Raw genomic sequence first — 15,325 nt, 5'->3', positions numbered from 1 at the left:
TTTGTTCCACTGTAATAGCTTCATAGCACGCTTTCAGGTTTGCCTGGTCAGGCAGTGTGGCAGGTCGCATGGTCCGTCTGCAGGGAACTTAACCATCTAAAGAGGCAACATCATGACAATCATAGGTAACTTTATTGGCGGTAAAACCACTTTCAGCGCCAGCAACGAAACCATTCCTGTTTACGATCCGGCAACCGGCAAAGTGGTACGTGAACTGACGCAAAGTACCGCTGATGAAGTGGCCCAGGCGATTGGTGTCGCGCATGACGCTTTTGCCGCCTGGTCGAAAACCTCGCCGCTGCGTCGCGCCCGCGTTCTGTTCAACTTTAAAGCCCTTATGGAGAAGCACCGTGATGAGCTGGCGGCGCTGATTGTCTCTGAGCACGGCAAAGTCTGGTCTGATGCGCTGGGTGAACTGACGCGTGGCATCGAAGTGATTGAGTTTGCCTGCGGGATCCCCCATCTGCTCAAAGGCGAATATTCCCCGAACGTCGGCAGCGGCGTTGACAGCTACTCGCTGATGCAACCGGTCGGCGTCGTGGCGGGCATTACGCCGTTTAACTTCCCGGCGATGGTACCGCTGTGGATGTTCCCGATAGCCCTGGCCTGCGGTAACACCTTTGTGCTGAAGCCACCGGCTCTGGATCCTTCCGCGGCAGTGCGTATGGCTGAACTGCTGACCGAAGCGGGCCTGCCCGATGGCGTATTCAACGTGGTGCACAGTTCCAATGAAGATGCTGAGCAGCTCTATAAAGATCCGCGTATTGCCGCGGTGAGCTTCGTCGGTTCTTCTGGCGTGGCTGAGCATATCTATAAAACCGCCAGCGCCCACGGCAAGCGGGTACAGGCGTTTGGCGCGGCGAAAAACCACGCTATCGTTATGCCGGATGCCGACCTGGATGCCACCGTCAACGCCATTATGGGTGGTGCGTTTGGCTCTGCTGGTGAACGCTGCATGGCGCTGCCGGTTGTGGTCGCCGTGGGCGATGATACCGCCGACAAGCTGATCGCCCGTCTGACTCCGCTGGTGAACGCGCTGCGTATCGGCCCTGGCATTAATCAGGGCGCTGATGAAAATGAGATGGGACCGGTCGTTTCGGCGGCGCACCAGAAGAAAGTGCTGGGCTACATCGACAAAGGCGAGCAGGAAGGCGCGAAGCTGGTGGTCGATGGCCGTAACGTGCAGGTTGCGGGGCACGCCGAAGGTTACTACGTCGGCGGCACGCTGTTTGATCATGTCACCTCTGAGATGGTGATCTGGCGTGAAGAGATTTTCGGGCCGGTGCTGAGCATCATGCGCGCGCCGGACTACGACAGTGCACTGCAACTGGTTAACAGCCATGAGTTCGGCAACGGCAGCGCGATTTTCACCAGCAACGGTCACACCGCACGTGAGTTTGTGCAGAACGTTGAAGCGGGTATGGTCGGTGTCAACGTGCCGGTTCCGGTACCGATGGCATTCCACAGCTTCGGCGGCTGGAAACGTTCAGTGTTTGGCGCGCTCAATGTCCATGGGCCGGATGGCGTGCGTTTCTATACCCGCATGAAAACGGCCACCGTACGCTGGCCATCCGGTCAGCAGACTGTGTCTGAATTCAGTATGCCAACCTTAGGCTGATTCATTTCAACGCTGATCCCGGTGCGCGACCGGCAGGATAATCTGCCGGTCGCTTTGTTCGCTGGCACCGCGCCCGCGAGCCCACCGCAGCGTCAATCGTGACAGAGAGGAGTATCAGGATGTCTTTACTGTCGAAAGCACAAGCCCCTGACGCGCAGGGTCGTATTCAGCATGTGACGCCTGAGCGCGCCGGCTGGCGTTATGTGGGATTTGATGCCTATTTGCTGAAGAAAGGGGAAACCCTGCGCCTCAGTAGTGGTGACAAAGAGCTGTGTCTGGTGCTGGTGGCCGGGCTGGCCTCGGTAAAAACCCGCCATGCTGATTTTCCCGGTATCGGTCAGCGCATGTCGCCTTTTGAGCGCGTTCCGCCTTATTCCGTTTATGTGCCGCATGATGATGAAGTAGAGGTTTACGCTGACAGCGATCTTGAGCTGGCGGTCTGTAATGCGCCCGGTCAGGGGAATCTGCCTGCGCGCCTGATTGCACCAGCCGATGTTGGTGTTGAGCATCGCGGAAAAGGGCGCAACCAGCGCCTGGTTCACAATATCCTGCCTGACAATGAACCGGCTGATAGCCTGCTGGTGGTGGAAGTCTATACCAACGAGGGCGATACCAGCTCTTATCCCAGCCACAAGCACGACCAGGAGGAGAGTGAAAACGAAACCTACCTGGAAGAGACCTACTATCACCGTTTCGATCCGGAACCTGGCTTTGCCATGCAGCGCGTCTACACCGACGACCGTTCCCTTGATGTCTGTATGGCACCCTATAATCGCGACGTGGTGATGGTACCGCGCGGCTATCATCCGGTAGCGACGCTGGCGGGATACAATAACTACTATCTGAACGTGATGGCGGGGCCGGTGCGGCTGTGGAAATTTACCTGGGAGAAAGATCACGCCTGGGTGAACAGCGACAGCTATCCACGGAAAGCGTAAGTCTTCGCTGAAAAATAAACAGCAATCACGGTTTATAAGCCGCGTTCATATCAGTAAAAAGGGCAGCCTGTCGCGCTGCCCTTTTTTGTGTGTGGAACTCAGCTGGTCTTTGCGTTGTTCAGTGCCAGCGAAACCGCCAGCGTCTGTGCCAGGCAGAGTGAAGCGACCTGCGAACGGAAGCCATCGACCTGCGCTTCACGTACCACAAAGCAGACATCGCTGAAGGCGGCCAGCGGACTGACCTGACTGTCGGTAATGGCAATCTGATGCGCACCGCGCTTGGCACCCATTTCAACCACCTCGACCGCTTCACGTGCATAAGGCGAGTAGCTGATCGCAATCACCACATCTTTCGGGTTTACCAGGCTGAGCTGCTCGGTAAACATCCCGCCCAGGCCATCAATCAGGAAAGCGCGGCGCTCAAGATGACGCAGCGCGTAGACCAGGTAGGAGGCGACGCTGAAAGAGCGGCGCAGGCCGATAACATAGATATTCTCAGCCTCATTCAGCAGTTTCACCGCTTTGTTCAGCTGCTCAGGATTAACCTGCATCGCCAGCTGCTGCAGCGCCTGGCTGTTAACCATGGTAAAGACGTTGAGGATTTCCGCCGGACTTTCAGGCGCACTGGCGCTGTCGTCCGTGGAGGTCTGGCGAAACAGGCGAGCGCGCTCGGTATAGTTGACCGTCTCTTCCATCAGGTGCTGACGAAAAACCTGTTTCATTTCGTTGAAGCCGCTGAAGCCAAAAGCATTCGCAAAGCGGATCAGCGTGGACGGTGGCACATCGGCCTGTTGAGCAATCGAGGCGACGGTATCGAAAGCAATACTGTTACTGTTATCAAGGATGTAGCGCGCAACCTGTTTAAGACGCTTGCTCAGCGTTTCGTAGCGGCGACGAATATCGTCCTGCAAGAGAGAAAGTTGGGTGGGATTATTGTTCATCACTTCTGCCCGTATAATTAGAATAATGGCTGCATAATGAGCGCTATATTACCAGATGGATGGAAAATTTCATTTCTTTGCGTCAACGACGCGGTTTATTTCATGGCTTTATGAAATGGTTCACAGATTAGCCTCAGCACCCGAGGCGCGCCTCTGCACAGGCAATAATGGGGTGGAAACCCGGATGAAATCACAGCAGGGGAGGAAGGATAATCAGTAAAAATGCCATTCTGATTGGAATGGCGTGAGATTGCTGAGGCATCGGGTCTGGCAGCAACGCATTAGCTAAATGAGCAGGGAACACGGTCAGAGGAGGAAAGCGTCCCGCGTCAGGGACGACGCGGGCCGAGCATGCCATGGATGGCGGCTTTTGCGTCTTTCCGATCTGACCGTGTTCCCTGCGTCCGCACGGTTTCACAGCGGCCCGTAACAGACGTCGTCATTGACCTTCAACGCTATCCTGGTTGAGACAGCCTCTGGCATAGCAGCAAATCAGGCGCGGGCAGCGCGCCAGTACTCAATCAGTCGCAGATAGTTGCCTTTAACCGTCTCAATCAGCGCCTGATCGTCCAGCTCCCCCTGTAACCACTGGCGGGAAGGCTGACCAAAGATAGTGCGGCCTACCGCAAAACCTTTCACCCAGGGCGCTTTGGCCGCCGCGGTGAAGCCCGCTTTAAGCTTCTCTTCGGGCGCATCCAGACCGAGTAACAGAATGCCGCGACAGTGGGGATCCTGCTGCTCAATCAGACCGCTGATCGCCTGCCAGCTTTCCGCCGACAGCGGTGGCAGTTTCCACCAGTCAGGCTGGATGCCCAGACTGTAGAAATGGCTCAACATATCAAAGTAATACGCTTCGTTCTTATCCGGGTTGTTGTCAGGCAGAATCACTTCCAGCAGCAGCTCATGACCGCTTTTGTTACAGCCGCTCCAGACGTCGAGCACCAGCTCATCCTGCTCTTTACGCAGTTCAGCACTGTCATGCGGATGATAGAAGACCAGACATTTCACCACGTGTTCGGCAGGCCAGTCGATCAGCTGTGAGCCGATGTTGCCATGTTCCAGGCGCAGCGGACGCGAGCTCGGCAGCTCAATCGGGCGGCCAATCCACCAGTTCTTACCGGTAATGGCGTTCAGCGCCTTCTGACCGTAAGTTGTATCCGCCAGAATCCCGCTTTTATTCTCTAATCCTGCCTCTCTGGCAGCCTGCTGAGCGGCTTCCAGCAGCAGCAGTTTCAGCTCCGGAATGCGGCTCTCGTCCACGCCCGCTTCCTGCGCCATATCCGCCAGCTGTTTGCGGTGGTCGAAGGCGAAGACATTCAGCTCCGGCCACTGCTGCTTGCGGGTAGTCACGCGGTGCAGATGGTTCAGACGGCTGTCGAGATCGGGACGTTTCACCTCTTTGTCGCGACTCAGGAAATCATCCAGCTCCGCTTTGGTTGGCATGGCGGGCGCACAACCGTGGCGTGATACCACCAGCGCTCCGCAGGCGTTGGCGTAACGGCACGCCTGAGTCCAGCCCTCATCATTCAGCCAGCCGCGCAGCAGGCCAGACATAAAGGCATCGCCCGCGCCCAGCACGTTGAGAACCTCGACGCGTACGCCCGTGTGCAGCTCAGTCTGTTCCCAGCTATCCGGGATCTCGCCTTCAAACACCACGCAACCCAGCGGTCCACGTTTGCAGACCAGCGTCGCCTGACTCGCCTGACGCACGTTTTTCAACGCGGTCAGGGTGTCGGTGCTGCCACCGGCAATATGAAACTCCTCTTCGGTGCCGACGATCAAATCGAAATAGTGCACCACTTCCTGTAACTGCTGCGTGACCTGTGACGACTCAATAAAACGCGTTTCACCGTCGCCCAGAGAGGTCAGTCCCCACAACACTGGGCGGTAATCGATATCCAGCGCCGTGCGCAGGCCGTTGCGGCGGGCGATATCCAGCGCTTTCAGCACCGCTTCGCGGGTCTGAGGATGGGATAAGTGGGTGCCGGTAACCGCCACTGCGCGCGCAGAGGTAATAAAGGCTTCATCGATATCGTCCGGAACCAGACCCATATCGGCGCAGTTATCGCGGTAGAAAATCAGCGGAAAAGTCTCTTCATCTTTGATGCCGAGGATCACCAGTCCGGTCAGACGCTGCGGATCGGTGATTAGCGCATCGGTGTTACAGCCTACGCGCTGCAACTCTTCACGCAGAAAGCGACCATTATGCTCATCTCCCACCCGCGCCAGCATCGCCGATTTCAGCCCCTGAATCGCGGTGCCATAGGCGACATTGCCCGAGGAGCCGCCCAGATATTTAGCAAAGGAGGTGACATCTTCCAGTCGCGCCCCGATTTGCTGGCCATAAAAATCAACGGCGATGCGCCCGATACAAATCACATCAAGCGGTTTCTGTTGTGTACTCATACCTGTGGTTTCCTTCTGTGATTAGCAGCGCTGGCGGGCGTAAAGACCGACACCAGTTACGCTCTGCTTCCGGGTCTGTAGGTGTCTGACTGGCTATGAAGGGGAGTATGAGGAATAAAAATTCCATATTCAATACGAAATGAAATATCCATCGCAATTTTGTGAACCAGGTAAAACTCCTGATTGCCGCCCGCCTGCGCGAACTCTGCCAGCGTGATGTGCGGTATGTCAGGGTTGTGAAGGGGATCGCAGGAATCCGCACGCCAGTCAGGCAAGCTGCTGCATTGAAATGAATTTTTTCATCAGGCATCACTCTCTGTTAAACGTTCCAGATTTCCCCACTGCAATCGCCCGCCAGACCTGTTGCCGTCATTAAATTTGATCTCACTCGCAAAATGAAATGTTTCTTCTGTAATCGTGTTTTATGAAAAATATATTTGTTTATAATCGCCTCACGTTTCAGTTATTCAGGTCGCCTTTTCCGCCGATGACAACGCCTGGCGTGCTGTCGCGGAAGTCGGGGTCCACCAGCATGTAAGGAAGAATATGGGCACTATCAGACTGACCACGGCACAGGCGCTGGTTAAATTTCTTGATAATCAATTCATTGATGTCGATGGCGTTGAGACGAAGTTCGTAAAAGGCATCTTCGCCATTTTCGGACATGGCAACGTGCTGGGGCTGGGCCAGGCGCTGGAACAGGATAGCGGCGATCTGGTGGTCTACCAGGGCCGTAATGAGCAGGGTATGGCTCATGCTGCCACCGGCTTTGCGCGCCAGTCGCTGCGCCGCCAGATTATCGCCTGCAGTTCGTCTGTGGGGCCTGGTGCGGCCAATATGATCACCGCCGCGGCGACCGCTACCGCCAACCGCATTCCTCTGCTGCTGCTGCCAGGCGACGTCTTCGCCACCCGCCAGCCCGATCCGGTGCTGCAACAGATTGAGCAGAGCTACGATCTCAGCATCAGCACCAACGATGCCTTCCGCGCCGTCAGCAAATACTGGGATCGCGTCAGCCGCCCGGAACAGCTGATGTCCGCCTGTATCAACGCCATGCGCGTACTGACCGATCCGGCAGAAACCGGCGCGGTCACGCTGTCGCTGCCGCAGGATGTGCAGGGCGAAGCCTGGGATTACCCGGACTACTTCTTCCAGAGACGGGTGCACCGTCTGGATCGCCGCCTGCCGGTGGCGGCGCAGCTGGCAGATGCCCTGACGCTGATTAACCGTAAGCGCAAGCCGATGATTATCTGCGGCGGCGGAGTGAAATACTCCGAAGCGGGCGAGGCGCTGCGCCAGTTTGCCGAGCGCTATCAGATTCCCTTTGCGGAGACGCAGGCGGGCAAAGGCACGCTGGTCTCTGACCATCCGCTGAATGTCGGCGGCGTGGGCGAAACCGGCTGTCTGGCGGCTAACCTGCTGGCGAAAGAGGCCGATTTAGTGATCGGCATCGGCACCCGCTACACCGACTTCACCACCGCGTCGAAATGGATTTTCCAGCATCCCGATGTCAGCTTCCTGAACATCAACGTCAGTAACTTTGACAGCTACAAGCTCGATGGCGTGCAGCTGCTGGCCGATGCCCGCGAAGGGCTGACCGCGCTCACCGCCGGTCTGGCCTCGCAGCACTACAGCAACGACTGGGGCAACCAGATTGAGCAGGCACAGAGCCAACTGCTGAAAGAGACGCAGCGTGTCTACCAGGTGGAATATCACGATGGCGACTTTGTGCCGGAGATTGCGGATCATCTCGACCGTAAAGCGGTGTTCGCTGAGTTTAACCGCCTGACCCAGTCGCTGCTGACGCAAAGCAGCGTGCTCGGCACCTTAAATGAGCAACTGCCAAAAGACGCAGTGGTAGTGGCAGCGGCGGGCAGTCTGCCGGGCGACCTGCAGCGCGTCTGGCGCACCAAAGATTACAACGCCTATCACGTTGAATATGGCTACTCCTGCATGGGTTATGAAGTGAATGCCGCGCTGGGTGTGAAGCTGGCGCAGCCGCAGCGCGAGGTCTATGCGCTGGTCGGTGATGGCTCCTTTATGATGCTGCACTCAGAGCTGGTCACCTCGATTCAGGAAGGGGCGAAGATCAACGTAGTGCTGCTGGATAACATGACCAACGGCTGCATCAATAACCTGCAGATGGAACACGGCATGGACAGCTTTACCACTGAGTTCCGGTTCCGTAATGCGGAAGGCGGCAAGCTGGACGGCGGCTTTATCCCGGTCGATTTCGCCGCTATTGCCGCCGGTTATGGCTGCAAAACCTATCGTGTGACCACGCTGGAGCAGCTTAAGGCGGCGCTGGAAGATGCCCGCACCCAGACGGTTTCCACTCTTATCGACATCAAAGTGCTGCCAAAAACCATGATCCACAAATATTTCAGCTGGTGGCACGTCGGCGTGGCGCAGGCCTCGAAGACCGAACGTTCTCAGGCGGTGGCGGACAAGCTCAACAGCCATCTGGATCAGGCGCGAAAATATTAATTTCAGGGCCGTGCCACGGCCCGTTTTGCTCTTCTCCGTACGAACCCTACACAGGTGTAATTATGACTTTGAAACTTGGCGTCATCGGTACAGGTGCAATTGGTCAGGAACATATTCGTCGCTGCAGCCATGTGTTGCAGGGTGCACAGGTGGTTGCCGTCTCTGACATTAATGTCGAAGGCGCGCGTGCCGCACTGCAACGCCTGAATATTGAGGCGGAGGTATTCGAAAATGGACACGACGTGATTCAGTCTCCGGATGTTGATGCGGTGCTGGTCACCTCATGGGATCCGACCCATGAAGAGTTCACCTTAGCGGCGATTGCCGCCGGTAAACCGGTGTTCTGTGAGAAGCCGCTGGCGATGAGCGCCGAGGGCTGCCGCCGGGTCGTGGATGCAGAGATTCAGGCGGGTAAACGCCTGGTGCAGGTCGGCTTTATGCGTCCTTACGATGCGGGCTACCGTGCACTGAAAAAAGTGATCACCGATGGCGATATCGGTGAGCCGCTGATGCTGCACTGTGCGCACCGCAACCCGACCGTGCCGGAGAACTACACCACGCCGATGGCGATCACCAACACCCTGATCCACGAGCTGGATGTGCTGCGCTGGCTGACAAACGATGACTATAAAACGGTGCAGGTAGTCTTCCCGCGCGTTACCTCGAAGTCACACAGTCAGCTGAAAGATCCGCAGATCGTGCTGTTCGAAACCCAGAAAGGGGTTCGCATTGACGTCGAGATCTTCGTTAACTGCGCTTACGGCTATGACATTCAGTGTGAAGTGGTGGGTGAAGAGGGGATTGCGCGCCTGCCAGAGCCCTCTTCGGTGCAGCTGCGCAAAGAGGCCCGCCTGTCGAACACCATTCTGGTGGACTGGAAAGATCGCTTTATCGAGGCGTATGACGTTGAGCTGCAGGCGTTTATCAACGACATCAAAGCGGGCCAGTTGACCGGTCCTTCTGCCTGGGATGGCTTTGCCGCCTCAGTCGCCGCCGATGCCTGCATTAAAGCGCAGAACAGTGGTGCGATTGAGCCGGTAGAGATGCCGCCGCGTCCTGCTTTCTATAACTGATTTAGCTGTCTATGCGGCATGGCCGCTCTCCGCCTGGGAATAAGATAATGAACAAAGAGAATGTAAAACTGGCGATCGCCCCGATCGGCTGGACCAACGATGACATGCCGGATCTCGGCAGTGAGAATACCTTCCAGCAAACCGTCAGTGAGATGGCGCTGGCTGGCTTTACCGGCAGCGAAGTAGGCAGCAAATATCCCCGCGATCCGGCGATCCTGAAACCGATGCTCGACATTCGCGGCATTGAGATCTGCAACGCCTGGTTCAGCACCTTTTTCGCTAATGGCGATAAACAGAAAACCATCGAACAGTTCATCGAGCATATGAACTTCCTGCATGCGATGGGCGCGCGGGTGATTGGCTGTTCCGAACAGAGCAAAAGTATTCAGGGCACCGGGCTTGCGGTGTTTGAAGAGAAGGCCATTTTCAGCGATGAAGAGTGGCAGTTAACCGCGGAAGGCTACAACGAACTGGCCCGCATCGCGGCGGAGAAAGGGATGCGCGTGACGCTGCATCACCACATGGGCACCGGCATTCAGACCACTGAAGAGATTGACCGGTTTATGGAGATGACCGACGAGCAGGTCGGTTTGCTCTATGACACCGGCCACGTCTACTACTCCGAAGGCTCCCAGCAGAAGATGCTGGCGGTACTGGAGAAATATCTGCCGCGCATCTTCCACGTTCATCTTAAGGATGTGCGTGATGAGGTGGTCGCCGAGGTGCGTGAGAACCATCTCTCGTTCCTGGAAGGAGTGAAAAAGGGCACCTTTACCGTACCGGGCGATGGCGTGATCGACTTCAGACCGGTGTTCAAAATCCTGGATGATTACGGCTATAAAGGCTGGATGGTGGTTGAAGCGGAGCAGGATCCGGCACTGGCCAATCCGTTTGAATATGCGGTGAAAGCGCGGAAATATATTCGCGAGAATGCAGGTTTATAAAAAGCCCTTCTGACCGAAGGCTGGCTTCCCCGTGCAGGGAAGCCAGCCTTTTGTTTTACTTCAGCGTAATGCTTTTCACGATGTTGTCAGCATCGCTCTGCGCCTGCTGCTGATTATCACCTGGCAGCGTAATCTGCAGCGTCACCAGTTTGCCATCCACTTTCGCCAGAACCACCGAAGACCATGAGGTCTGGTTATTGGCAGAAATCACCGTATCCAGCTGCTGTGCGGGCTGATCTTTCAGCGTCACAGATTTGTTCGACACCACCTGCAACTGCGGATCGCGGTTACGCTGCTGCTGTTCCATACGCTGCGACAGCACATCCAGACCATCATTGGTCGGGTCGCCGGCAATCACAATAATGGCGCGGGCACCGGTTTCATCCGCATAAACGTGCATGTTAGTGGTCTGCGAACCCAGTTTACCGCTTTTATCGGACATGCCTGGTGGCAGCGAGAAGCTCAGTTTGCCATCCATCAGCGTGACGGTTTGCGCCGACTGACTGGCGCTGACGCCGTTGTCATTCGCCGCTTCATCTTTCTTCTGGTCACAGGCTGCTAAGCCGAGTACCAGTAAACCCATTCCTACATATTTCACCAGGTTGCGCATCAGAATCCCTTTTTAAGTTTCCAGTCAGGCATTAATACAACAGGAATCAGGTTGCAAACGCAACCTGATGATTGTCAGAAGATCTTAGCGGATAGTAGTGGAAACCGTATGGGCGCTTAGCCGAAATTGATCTGGCGGGCGGTCTGGCGTTCAGCCAGACGCTTCAGCGCCGCGTTGAGCAGCACGCCGTAGGCGGGCAGGAAGAAGACCATGCAGATCAGCACTTTGAAGCTGTAATCCACCAGGGCAATCTCAACCCAGTGCTGCGCCATAAACGCATCGGGGCTTTTATAGAAGGCGATAAAGAAGAAGGCCAGCGTATCGCTGATATTCCCCAGGAACATGGCGCAGCCCGGCGCAATCCACCACTGTGGCAGGCGACGCAGACGGTTGAACACGTGAACGTCGAGGATCTGACCCAGCGCGTAAGCCATAAAGCTGGCGCAGGCGATACGGGCAACAAACAGATTCATCACTTCCAGTGCCTGCCAGCCCTGCCATTCACCCTGATAGAACAGCGCCGAGACACTGTAAGAGATAAACAGCGCCGGGATCATCACGGCCAGAATAATGCGTCGGGCCAGCGGTGCGCCAAAAATACGCACGGTGAGATCGGTCGCCAGGAAGATAAACGGGAAGCTGAATGCACCCCAGGTGGTGTGGAAGCCAAACACTGAAATAGGCAACTGAACCAGATAGTTACTCGAAGTGATCACCAGCAGGTGAAACAGCGATAACCAGAAAAGCGCATGCATGCGCTGACGCGAAGAAAATGCGAGCATATTCAACCTTTTTAATGTTGGGGTGAGGGAACCCATTGCGGGACGCCGTTCGGGCAGCGCCTGGCAGTTTTATGAGCAAAAAGCGGCGGCATCTTACCGCGTTGTGCTTTTTATGCAATGGTTAATTTTAGCGCAATCGTTATCGCCTTGCTTCACCGCCAGCACGCGCTAGAATGAGCGCCCCTTACCTGAACCGAGTTGATTATGAGCGATGCTTTTTCCTCTGCCGACCATCAGCTGGATGCCCGTGGCCTGCGTTGCCCGGAGCCGGTGATGATGGTGCGCAAAACCGTACGCAGCCTGCAGGATGGCGAGACGTTGCTGATCATCGCCGATGATCCGGCCACCACGCGCGATATTCCCGGCTTCTGCCGCTTTATGGAACATGGCTTGCTGGCGCAGCAAACCGACACGCTGCCCTATCAGTTTCTGATCCGCAAAGGCATGGCGGGTTGACGACAGCCGTACAGGCCGCCGTTAACCTCACTCTTCAGATCAGAAGCCGCCTGCTCAGGCGCGGCGACGCAGTAACCGCAGCGCGTTGGCGGTGACCAGCGCGGTCGCACCCGAATCTGCCAGCACCGCCAGCCAGAGTCCGGTCAGACCCAGCAGGGTTGTGACCAGGAAAATCGCCTTTAGCCCCAGCGCAATACCGATATTCTGACGGATGATGCGCCGAGTCCGGCGTGCCAGCGCAATCATCGGAGCCAGATTGCTGAGCTGATTACGCGTCAGGGCAGCATCGGCCGCTTCCAGCGCCACATCGGTGCCGCTGCCCATCGCAATGCCCAGCGTTGCCGCTTTCATTGCTGGCGCGTCGTTAATGCCATCCCCGACCATCGCCAGCGGCTGTTGCTGACTCAGTTCGCGGATCGCCGCGACTTTATCGGCGGGCAGCAGACTGGCGCGATAATCAATATCGAGCTGGCGGGCAATGGTCGCCGCAGCGCGCGGATTGTCGCCGGTCAGCATCAGGCTCTCAATACCCAGCTTTTTCAGCGCCTTTAACGCCTCGACGGCGTCGTCGCGCAACTGATCGCGCAGAGCCAGCGCACCCAGCGCTTCGCCATCGCGCATCAGCACCACCAGGGTTTCACCTTCAGCTTCCTGTTGCGCTATCTGCGCATTTTGCTGCGGCGTCAGACCGGGTGCATGGCCGGGCGTCAGCAGCTGAATCTGCTGGCCAGCGACTTTCGCGCTGATGCCGCGTCCCGCCTGCACCTGCTGATCCTGCGCGTCAGGAATCACCAGATCACGCGCCTGCGCGGCCGCCACGATAGCGCTGGCCAGCGGATGGGTGGCACCCTGTTCCGCAGCGGCGCTCAGCGCCAGCATCTCTGACTCGCTGGCCGTGCCAAAGCGCAGGATCTGCGTCAGCTGCGGCTTGCCCAGCGTCAGAGTACCGGTTTTATCAAACGCCATTCTGCGCACCGAACTCAGCCGCTCCAGCGCCGCACCGCCTTTGATCAGTGCGCCCTGTCGCGCCGCTGCAGCCAGCCCGGAGGTAATGGCGGCAGGCGTGGAGATCACCAGTGCACAGGGGCAGCCAATCAACAGCAGTGTCAGCCCTTTGTAGATCCACGGCTGCCAGTCGCCTGCGCCGAGCAGTGGCGGCACCACCATCACCAGCAGCGACAGCAGCATGACCAGCGGCGTGTAAATACGGCTGAACTGGTCGATAAAGCGTTCGACCGGCGCACGATGCGTTTCCGCTTCTTCAATCAGCTGCAGGATACGGTCGATCGCGCTTTCACCCGGCTTCGACACCACTTCCAGCATCACCAGGCGATCAACGCTGGTAGCACCGGCGAGGATTTTTTCGCCGCTGGCCCGCGTTACCGGCAGTGATTCACCGGTTAGCGCGCTCTCATCGAAACTGGCAAGCGGGCTGATTAAGCTGCCATCGACCGGCAAGCGGCTGCCCGCCGCGACTTCAATCACATCGCCGGGTTGCAGCGCTGCGAGCGGTACCTCAGTACGTTTGCCCTGTTCAAGGCGGATCGCCGATTCAGGCCGCAACGCCATCAGGCTGGTAACGCCGCTGCGCGCCCTGGAAGCGGCATAGCTTTCCAGCTGTTCGCCCAGCTGAAACAGCACCAGCACCATCGCGGCTTCAGCGTGTGCGCCAATAATCAGCGCGCCAGCTGACGCCAGCGTCATTAATGTCTCAATGGTAAAAGGCGATCCGCTGCGCAGACGCTGCCAGGCGCCGCGCGCCACCGGGACCAGGCCGACCAGCGTGGTCAGCACAAACAGCCGATCGCCCCAGGCGGGCGCGAACTGGCTGAGAATGCTACTTGCAAGCACCAACAGCGCCAGCAAAATCAGCATCCGGTTATGCTGCCAGCCCGGCGTAGCGGGGGATGTGGCCGACGTGGCTGATGGGGTTGCGAGCTGGAAGCCGGCTTTTTTCACCGCCTGTTCAACGGCGTTTTGTACGTCCTGGTCAGCGTTGACCACCAGTTTCTCGCTGCTGAACAAGACACGGGCGTCGGTCACGCCACTCACCTGACGGACAGCGGTTTCAATGGTGCGGGCACACGACGGGCAATCCATCCCGCTGACCTGCCAGCTAAAGGGATAACTGTCGGCACCTCGCCGGTCGCTTTCCTCAGCGGTGTCGGCGTCGTTGCCAGGGCTGCAGTGACTGTCACAGCAACAGCCTGCCGTCTCGGCAGGTACAGGCGTCGCGGCGTGAATAGAAAGGGAGAGGGGGCGGGCCTGGCGAACCTGGCACAGCGGTTTTGCTGCGGCGTGACTGGCACGGGGTTTGCCGCAGCCACAGGCGTGATGTTGATGCATATGACCTCCAGAGTGTAAGGATAGTGGGATGAGCAACGCAGCCCATCCCTTATCCTACACTCTGGAGTGAACTCCAGAGTCAAGGCTATTTTTTCAGACGACCCACAACGAGCGCACGATCATAAAGTGACCGGCGAAGTAGCAGGCGGCGACAATCGCGCTGTCGGCGGTAAAGCGGCGGCGATAGTGTGAGATAAACCAGACGGCGTTTGCCAGCAGCAGCAGACCGGCACCCACCATGATCGAGAAGCTGTAATCGGTCGGGCGGAAGAAGTACTGCTCGGTCGCTATCCAGGTCATCACCAGCGTCATGCCGATAAAGGTGCAGACAGGCCAGCGCAGATCTTCCAGTCGGCTCCAGATGATGCCAATCAGGGCGGCACCGATGATGAGCAGCGTCAGCGGAATTGGCCAGAAGAAGGTCATGGTCATGCTGGCGGCGAAGCAGAGGGTATAAAGTAGGTGCGACAGGAAGAAAGCCCCGATGGCATAGAGCATCTGCTGACGTGGCAGCAGCGTTAACGCATCACCGACCAGCGTCGCGACCAGACCGGCCAGAATCAGGTAGTCCGTAGTCTGCAGCACCGGTGCCTGCCAGGCCAGCCCGACAAGCAGCAGCAGCGTGACCGGCTTAAATAACCAGCGTTGCCATTGCGGGCCGCGATAGGTGGCGTCGACATAGAGCCAGCCGGAGAAAAGTACAGCGAGGAAAGACCAGAGCATT

The 15,325-nt window shown here is 57.4% G+C and carries 12 protein-coding genes; 6 read left to right on the top strand and 6 right to left on the bottom strand.

The annotated features are described in order from the left end of the window. Positions 1-112: 112 nt before the first annotated feature. Complete coding sequence (locus HFD94_RS17310; RefSeq protein ID WP_010671520.1) at positions 113-1,618, top strand: CoA-acylating methylmalonate-semialdehyde dehydrogenase; 1,506 nt, start codon at positions 113-115, stop codon at positions 1,616-1,618. Between the two features lie 119 nt (positions 1,619-1,737). Beyond that, positions 1,738-2,556: a 5-deoxy-glucuronate isomerase gene (gene iolB, locus HFD94_RS17305; protein WP_010671521.1), complete on the top strand. Its 819-nt coding sequence runs from the start codon at positions 1,738-1,740 to the stop codon at positions 2,554-2,556. 98 nt (positions 2,557-2,654) lie between these two features. Here the strand turns inward: iolB and HFD94_RS17300 are convergent, their stop codons facing one another. Both HFD94_RS17300 and iolC read right to left on the bottom strand, forming a co-directional pair. Next, positions 2,655-3,497 carry a MurR/RpiR family transcriptional regulator gene (locus tag HFD94_RS17300; RefSeq protein ID WP_010253340.1) on the bottom strand — a complete coding sequence of 281 codons (843 nt, stop codon included), beginning with the start codon at positions 3,495-3,497 and terminating at the stop codon, positions 2,655-2,657. Between the two features lie 492 nt (positions 3,498-3,989). After that, positions 3,990-5,903, bottom strand: a complete 1,914-nt coding sequence (iolC, locus tag HFD94_RS17295) for a 5-dehydro-2-deoxygluconokinase (protein WP_167433315.1) — start codon at positions 5,901-5,903, stop codon at positions 3,990-3,992. A gap of 546 nt (positions 5,904-6,449) precedes the next feature. On the opposite strand from iolC, the gene iolD reads away from it, so the two are divergent. From iolD to iolE, 3 genes are all read left to right on the top strand, one after another. After that, complete coding sequence (gene iolD / locus HFD94_RS17290) at positions 6,450-8,390, top strand: 3D-(3,5/4)-trihydroxycyclohexane-1,2-dione acylhydrolase (decyclizing) (RefSeq protein ID WP_167433314.1); 1,941 nt, start codon at positions 6,450-6,452, stop codon at positions 8,388-8,390. A gap of 62 nt (positions 8,391-8,452) precedes the next feature. Continuing rightward, positions 8,453-9,463: a Gfo/Idh/MocA family protein gene (locus tag HFD94_RS17285; protein WP_010253336.1), complete on the top strand. Its 1,011-nt coding sequence runs from the start codon at positions 8,453-8,455 to the stop codon at positions 9,461-9,463. A 47-nt stretch (positions 9,464-9,510) separates the two neighbouring features. Further along, positions 9,511-10,407, top strand: a complete 897-nt coding sequence (gene iolE / locus HFD94_RS17280) for a myo-inosose-2 dehydratase (protein ID WP_010253335.1) — start codon at positions 9,511-9,513, stop codon at positions 10,405-10,407. A gap of 55 nt (positions 10,408-10,462) precedes the next feature. Here iolE and HFD94_RS17275 read toward each other — a convergent pair whose 3' ends face one another. Both HFD94_RS17275 and HFD94_RS17270 read right to left on the bottom strand, forming a co-directional pair. Continuing rightward, positions 10,463-11,017, bottom strand: a complete 555-nt coding sequence (locus HFD94_RS17275; protein ID WP_010253333.1) for a DcrB family lipoprotein — start codon at positions 11,015-11,017, stop codon at positions 10,463-10,465. Between the two features lie 116 nt (positions 11,018-11,133). After that, on the bottom strand, positions 11,134-11,799 hold the full coding sequence (locus HFD94_RS17270) for a 7-cyano-7-deazaguanine/7-aminomethyl-7-deazaguanine transporter (protein ID WP_167433313.1): 666 nt from the start codon (positions 11,797-11,799) through the stop codon (positions 11,134-11,136). A 204-nt stretch (positions 11,800-12,003) separates the two neighbouring features. Between HFD94_RS17270 and tusA the strand changes: the two genes are divergently transcribed. Further along, on the top strand, positions 12,004-12,255 hold the full coding sequence (gene tusA, locus HFD94_RS17265) for a sulfurtransferase TusA (protein ID WP_010253330.1): 252 nt from the start codon (positions 12,004-12,006) through the stop codon (positions 12,253-12,255). A gap of 54 nt (positions 12,256-12,309) precedes the next feature. On the opposite strand, the gene HFD94_RS17260 is transcribed toward tusA, so the two are convergent. Continuing rightward, positions 12,310-14,601 carry a zinc/cadmium/mercury/lead-transporting ATPase gene (locus tag HFD94_RS17260; RefSeq protein ID WP_163851030.1) on the bottom strand — a complete coding sequence of 764 codons (2,292 nt, stop codon included), beginning with the start codon at positions 14,599-14,601 and terminating at the stop codon, positions 12,310-12,312. A 93-nt stretch (positions 14,602-14,694) separates the two neighbouring features. After that, positions 14,695-15,324, bottom strand: coding sequence for a lysoplasmalogenase (locus tag HFD94_RS17255; protein ID WP_010253326.1), 630 nt, complete (start codon positions 15,322-15,324; stop codon positions 14,695-14,697). Position 15,325: the final 1 nt, after the last annotated feature.

Source organism: Pantoea sp. EKM20T (assembly GCF_011800485.1).
Lineage (GTDB): Bacteria > Pseudomonadota > Gammaproteobacteria > Enterobacterales > Enterobacteriaceae > Pantoea > Pantoea agglomerans.
Note: the sequence above shows the minus strand (reverse complement) of the source record. Positions and strands in the feature narration are given on the sequence as shown.

What these genes read in the sequence shown, in the direction of transcription:
- tusA (WP_010253330.1), top strand. Translation starts at nt 12,004, where the DNA reads ATGAGCGATGCTTTTTCCTCTGCCGACCATCAGCTGGATGCCCGTGGC.
- HFD94_RS17300 (WP_010253340.1), bottom strand. Translation starts at nt 3,497, where the DNA reads ATGAACAATAATCCCACCCAACTTTCTCTCTTGCAGGACGATATTCGT.
- HFD94_RS17260 (WP_163851030.1), bottom strand. Translation starts at nt 14,601, where the DNA reads ATGCATCAACATCACGCCTGTGGCTGCGGCAAACCCCGTGCCAGTCAC.
- HFD94_RS17275 (WP_010253333.1), bottom strand. Translation starts at nt 11,017, where the DNA reads ATGCGCAACCTGGTGAAATATGTAGGAATGGGTTTACTGGTACTCGGC.
- HFD94_RS17310 (WP_010671520.1), top strand. Translation starts at nt 113, where the DNA reads ATGACAATCATAGGTAACTTTATTGGCGGTAAAACCACTTTCAGCGCC.
- iolC (WP_167433315.1), bottom strand. Translation starts at nt 5,903, where the DNA reads ATGAGTACACAACAGAAACCGCTTGATGTGATTTGTATCGGGCGCATC.
- HFD94_RS17270 (WP_167433313.1), bottom strand. Translation starts at nt 11,799, where the DNA reads ATGCTCGCATTTTCTTCGCGTCAGCGCATGCATGCGCTTTTCTGGTTA.
- iolE (WP_010253335.1), top strand. Translation starts at nt 9,511, where the DNA reads ATGAACAAAGAGAATGTAAAACTGGCGATCGCCCCGATCGGCTGGACC.
- HFD94_RS17285 (WP_010253336.1), top strand. Translation starts at nt 8,453, where the DNA reads ATGACTTTGAAACTTGGCGTCATCGGTACAGGTGCAATTGGTCAGGAA.
- iolB (WP_010671521.1), top strand. Translation starts at nt 1,738, where the DNA reads ATGTCTTTACTGTCGAAAGCACAAGCCCCTGACGCGCAGGGTCGTATT.
- iolD (WP_167433314.1), top strand. Translation starts at nt 6,450, where the DNA reads ATGGGCACTATCAGACTGACCACGGCACAGGCGCTGGTTAAATTTCTT.
- HFD94_RS17255 (WP_010253326.1), bottom strand. Translation starts at nt 15,324, where the DNA reads ATGCTCTGGTCTTTCCTCGCTGTACTTTTCTCCGGCTGGCTCTATGTC.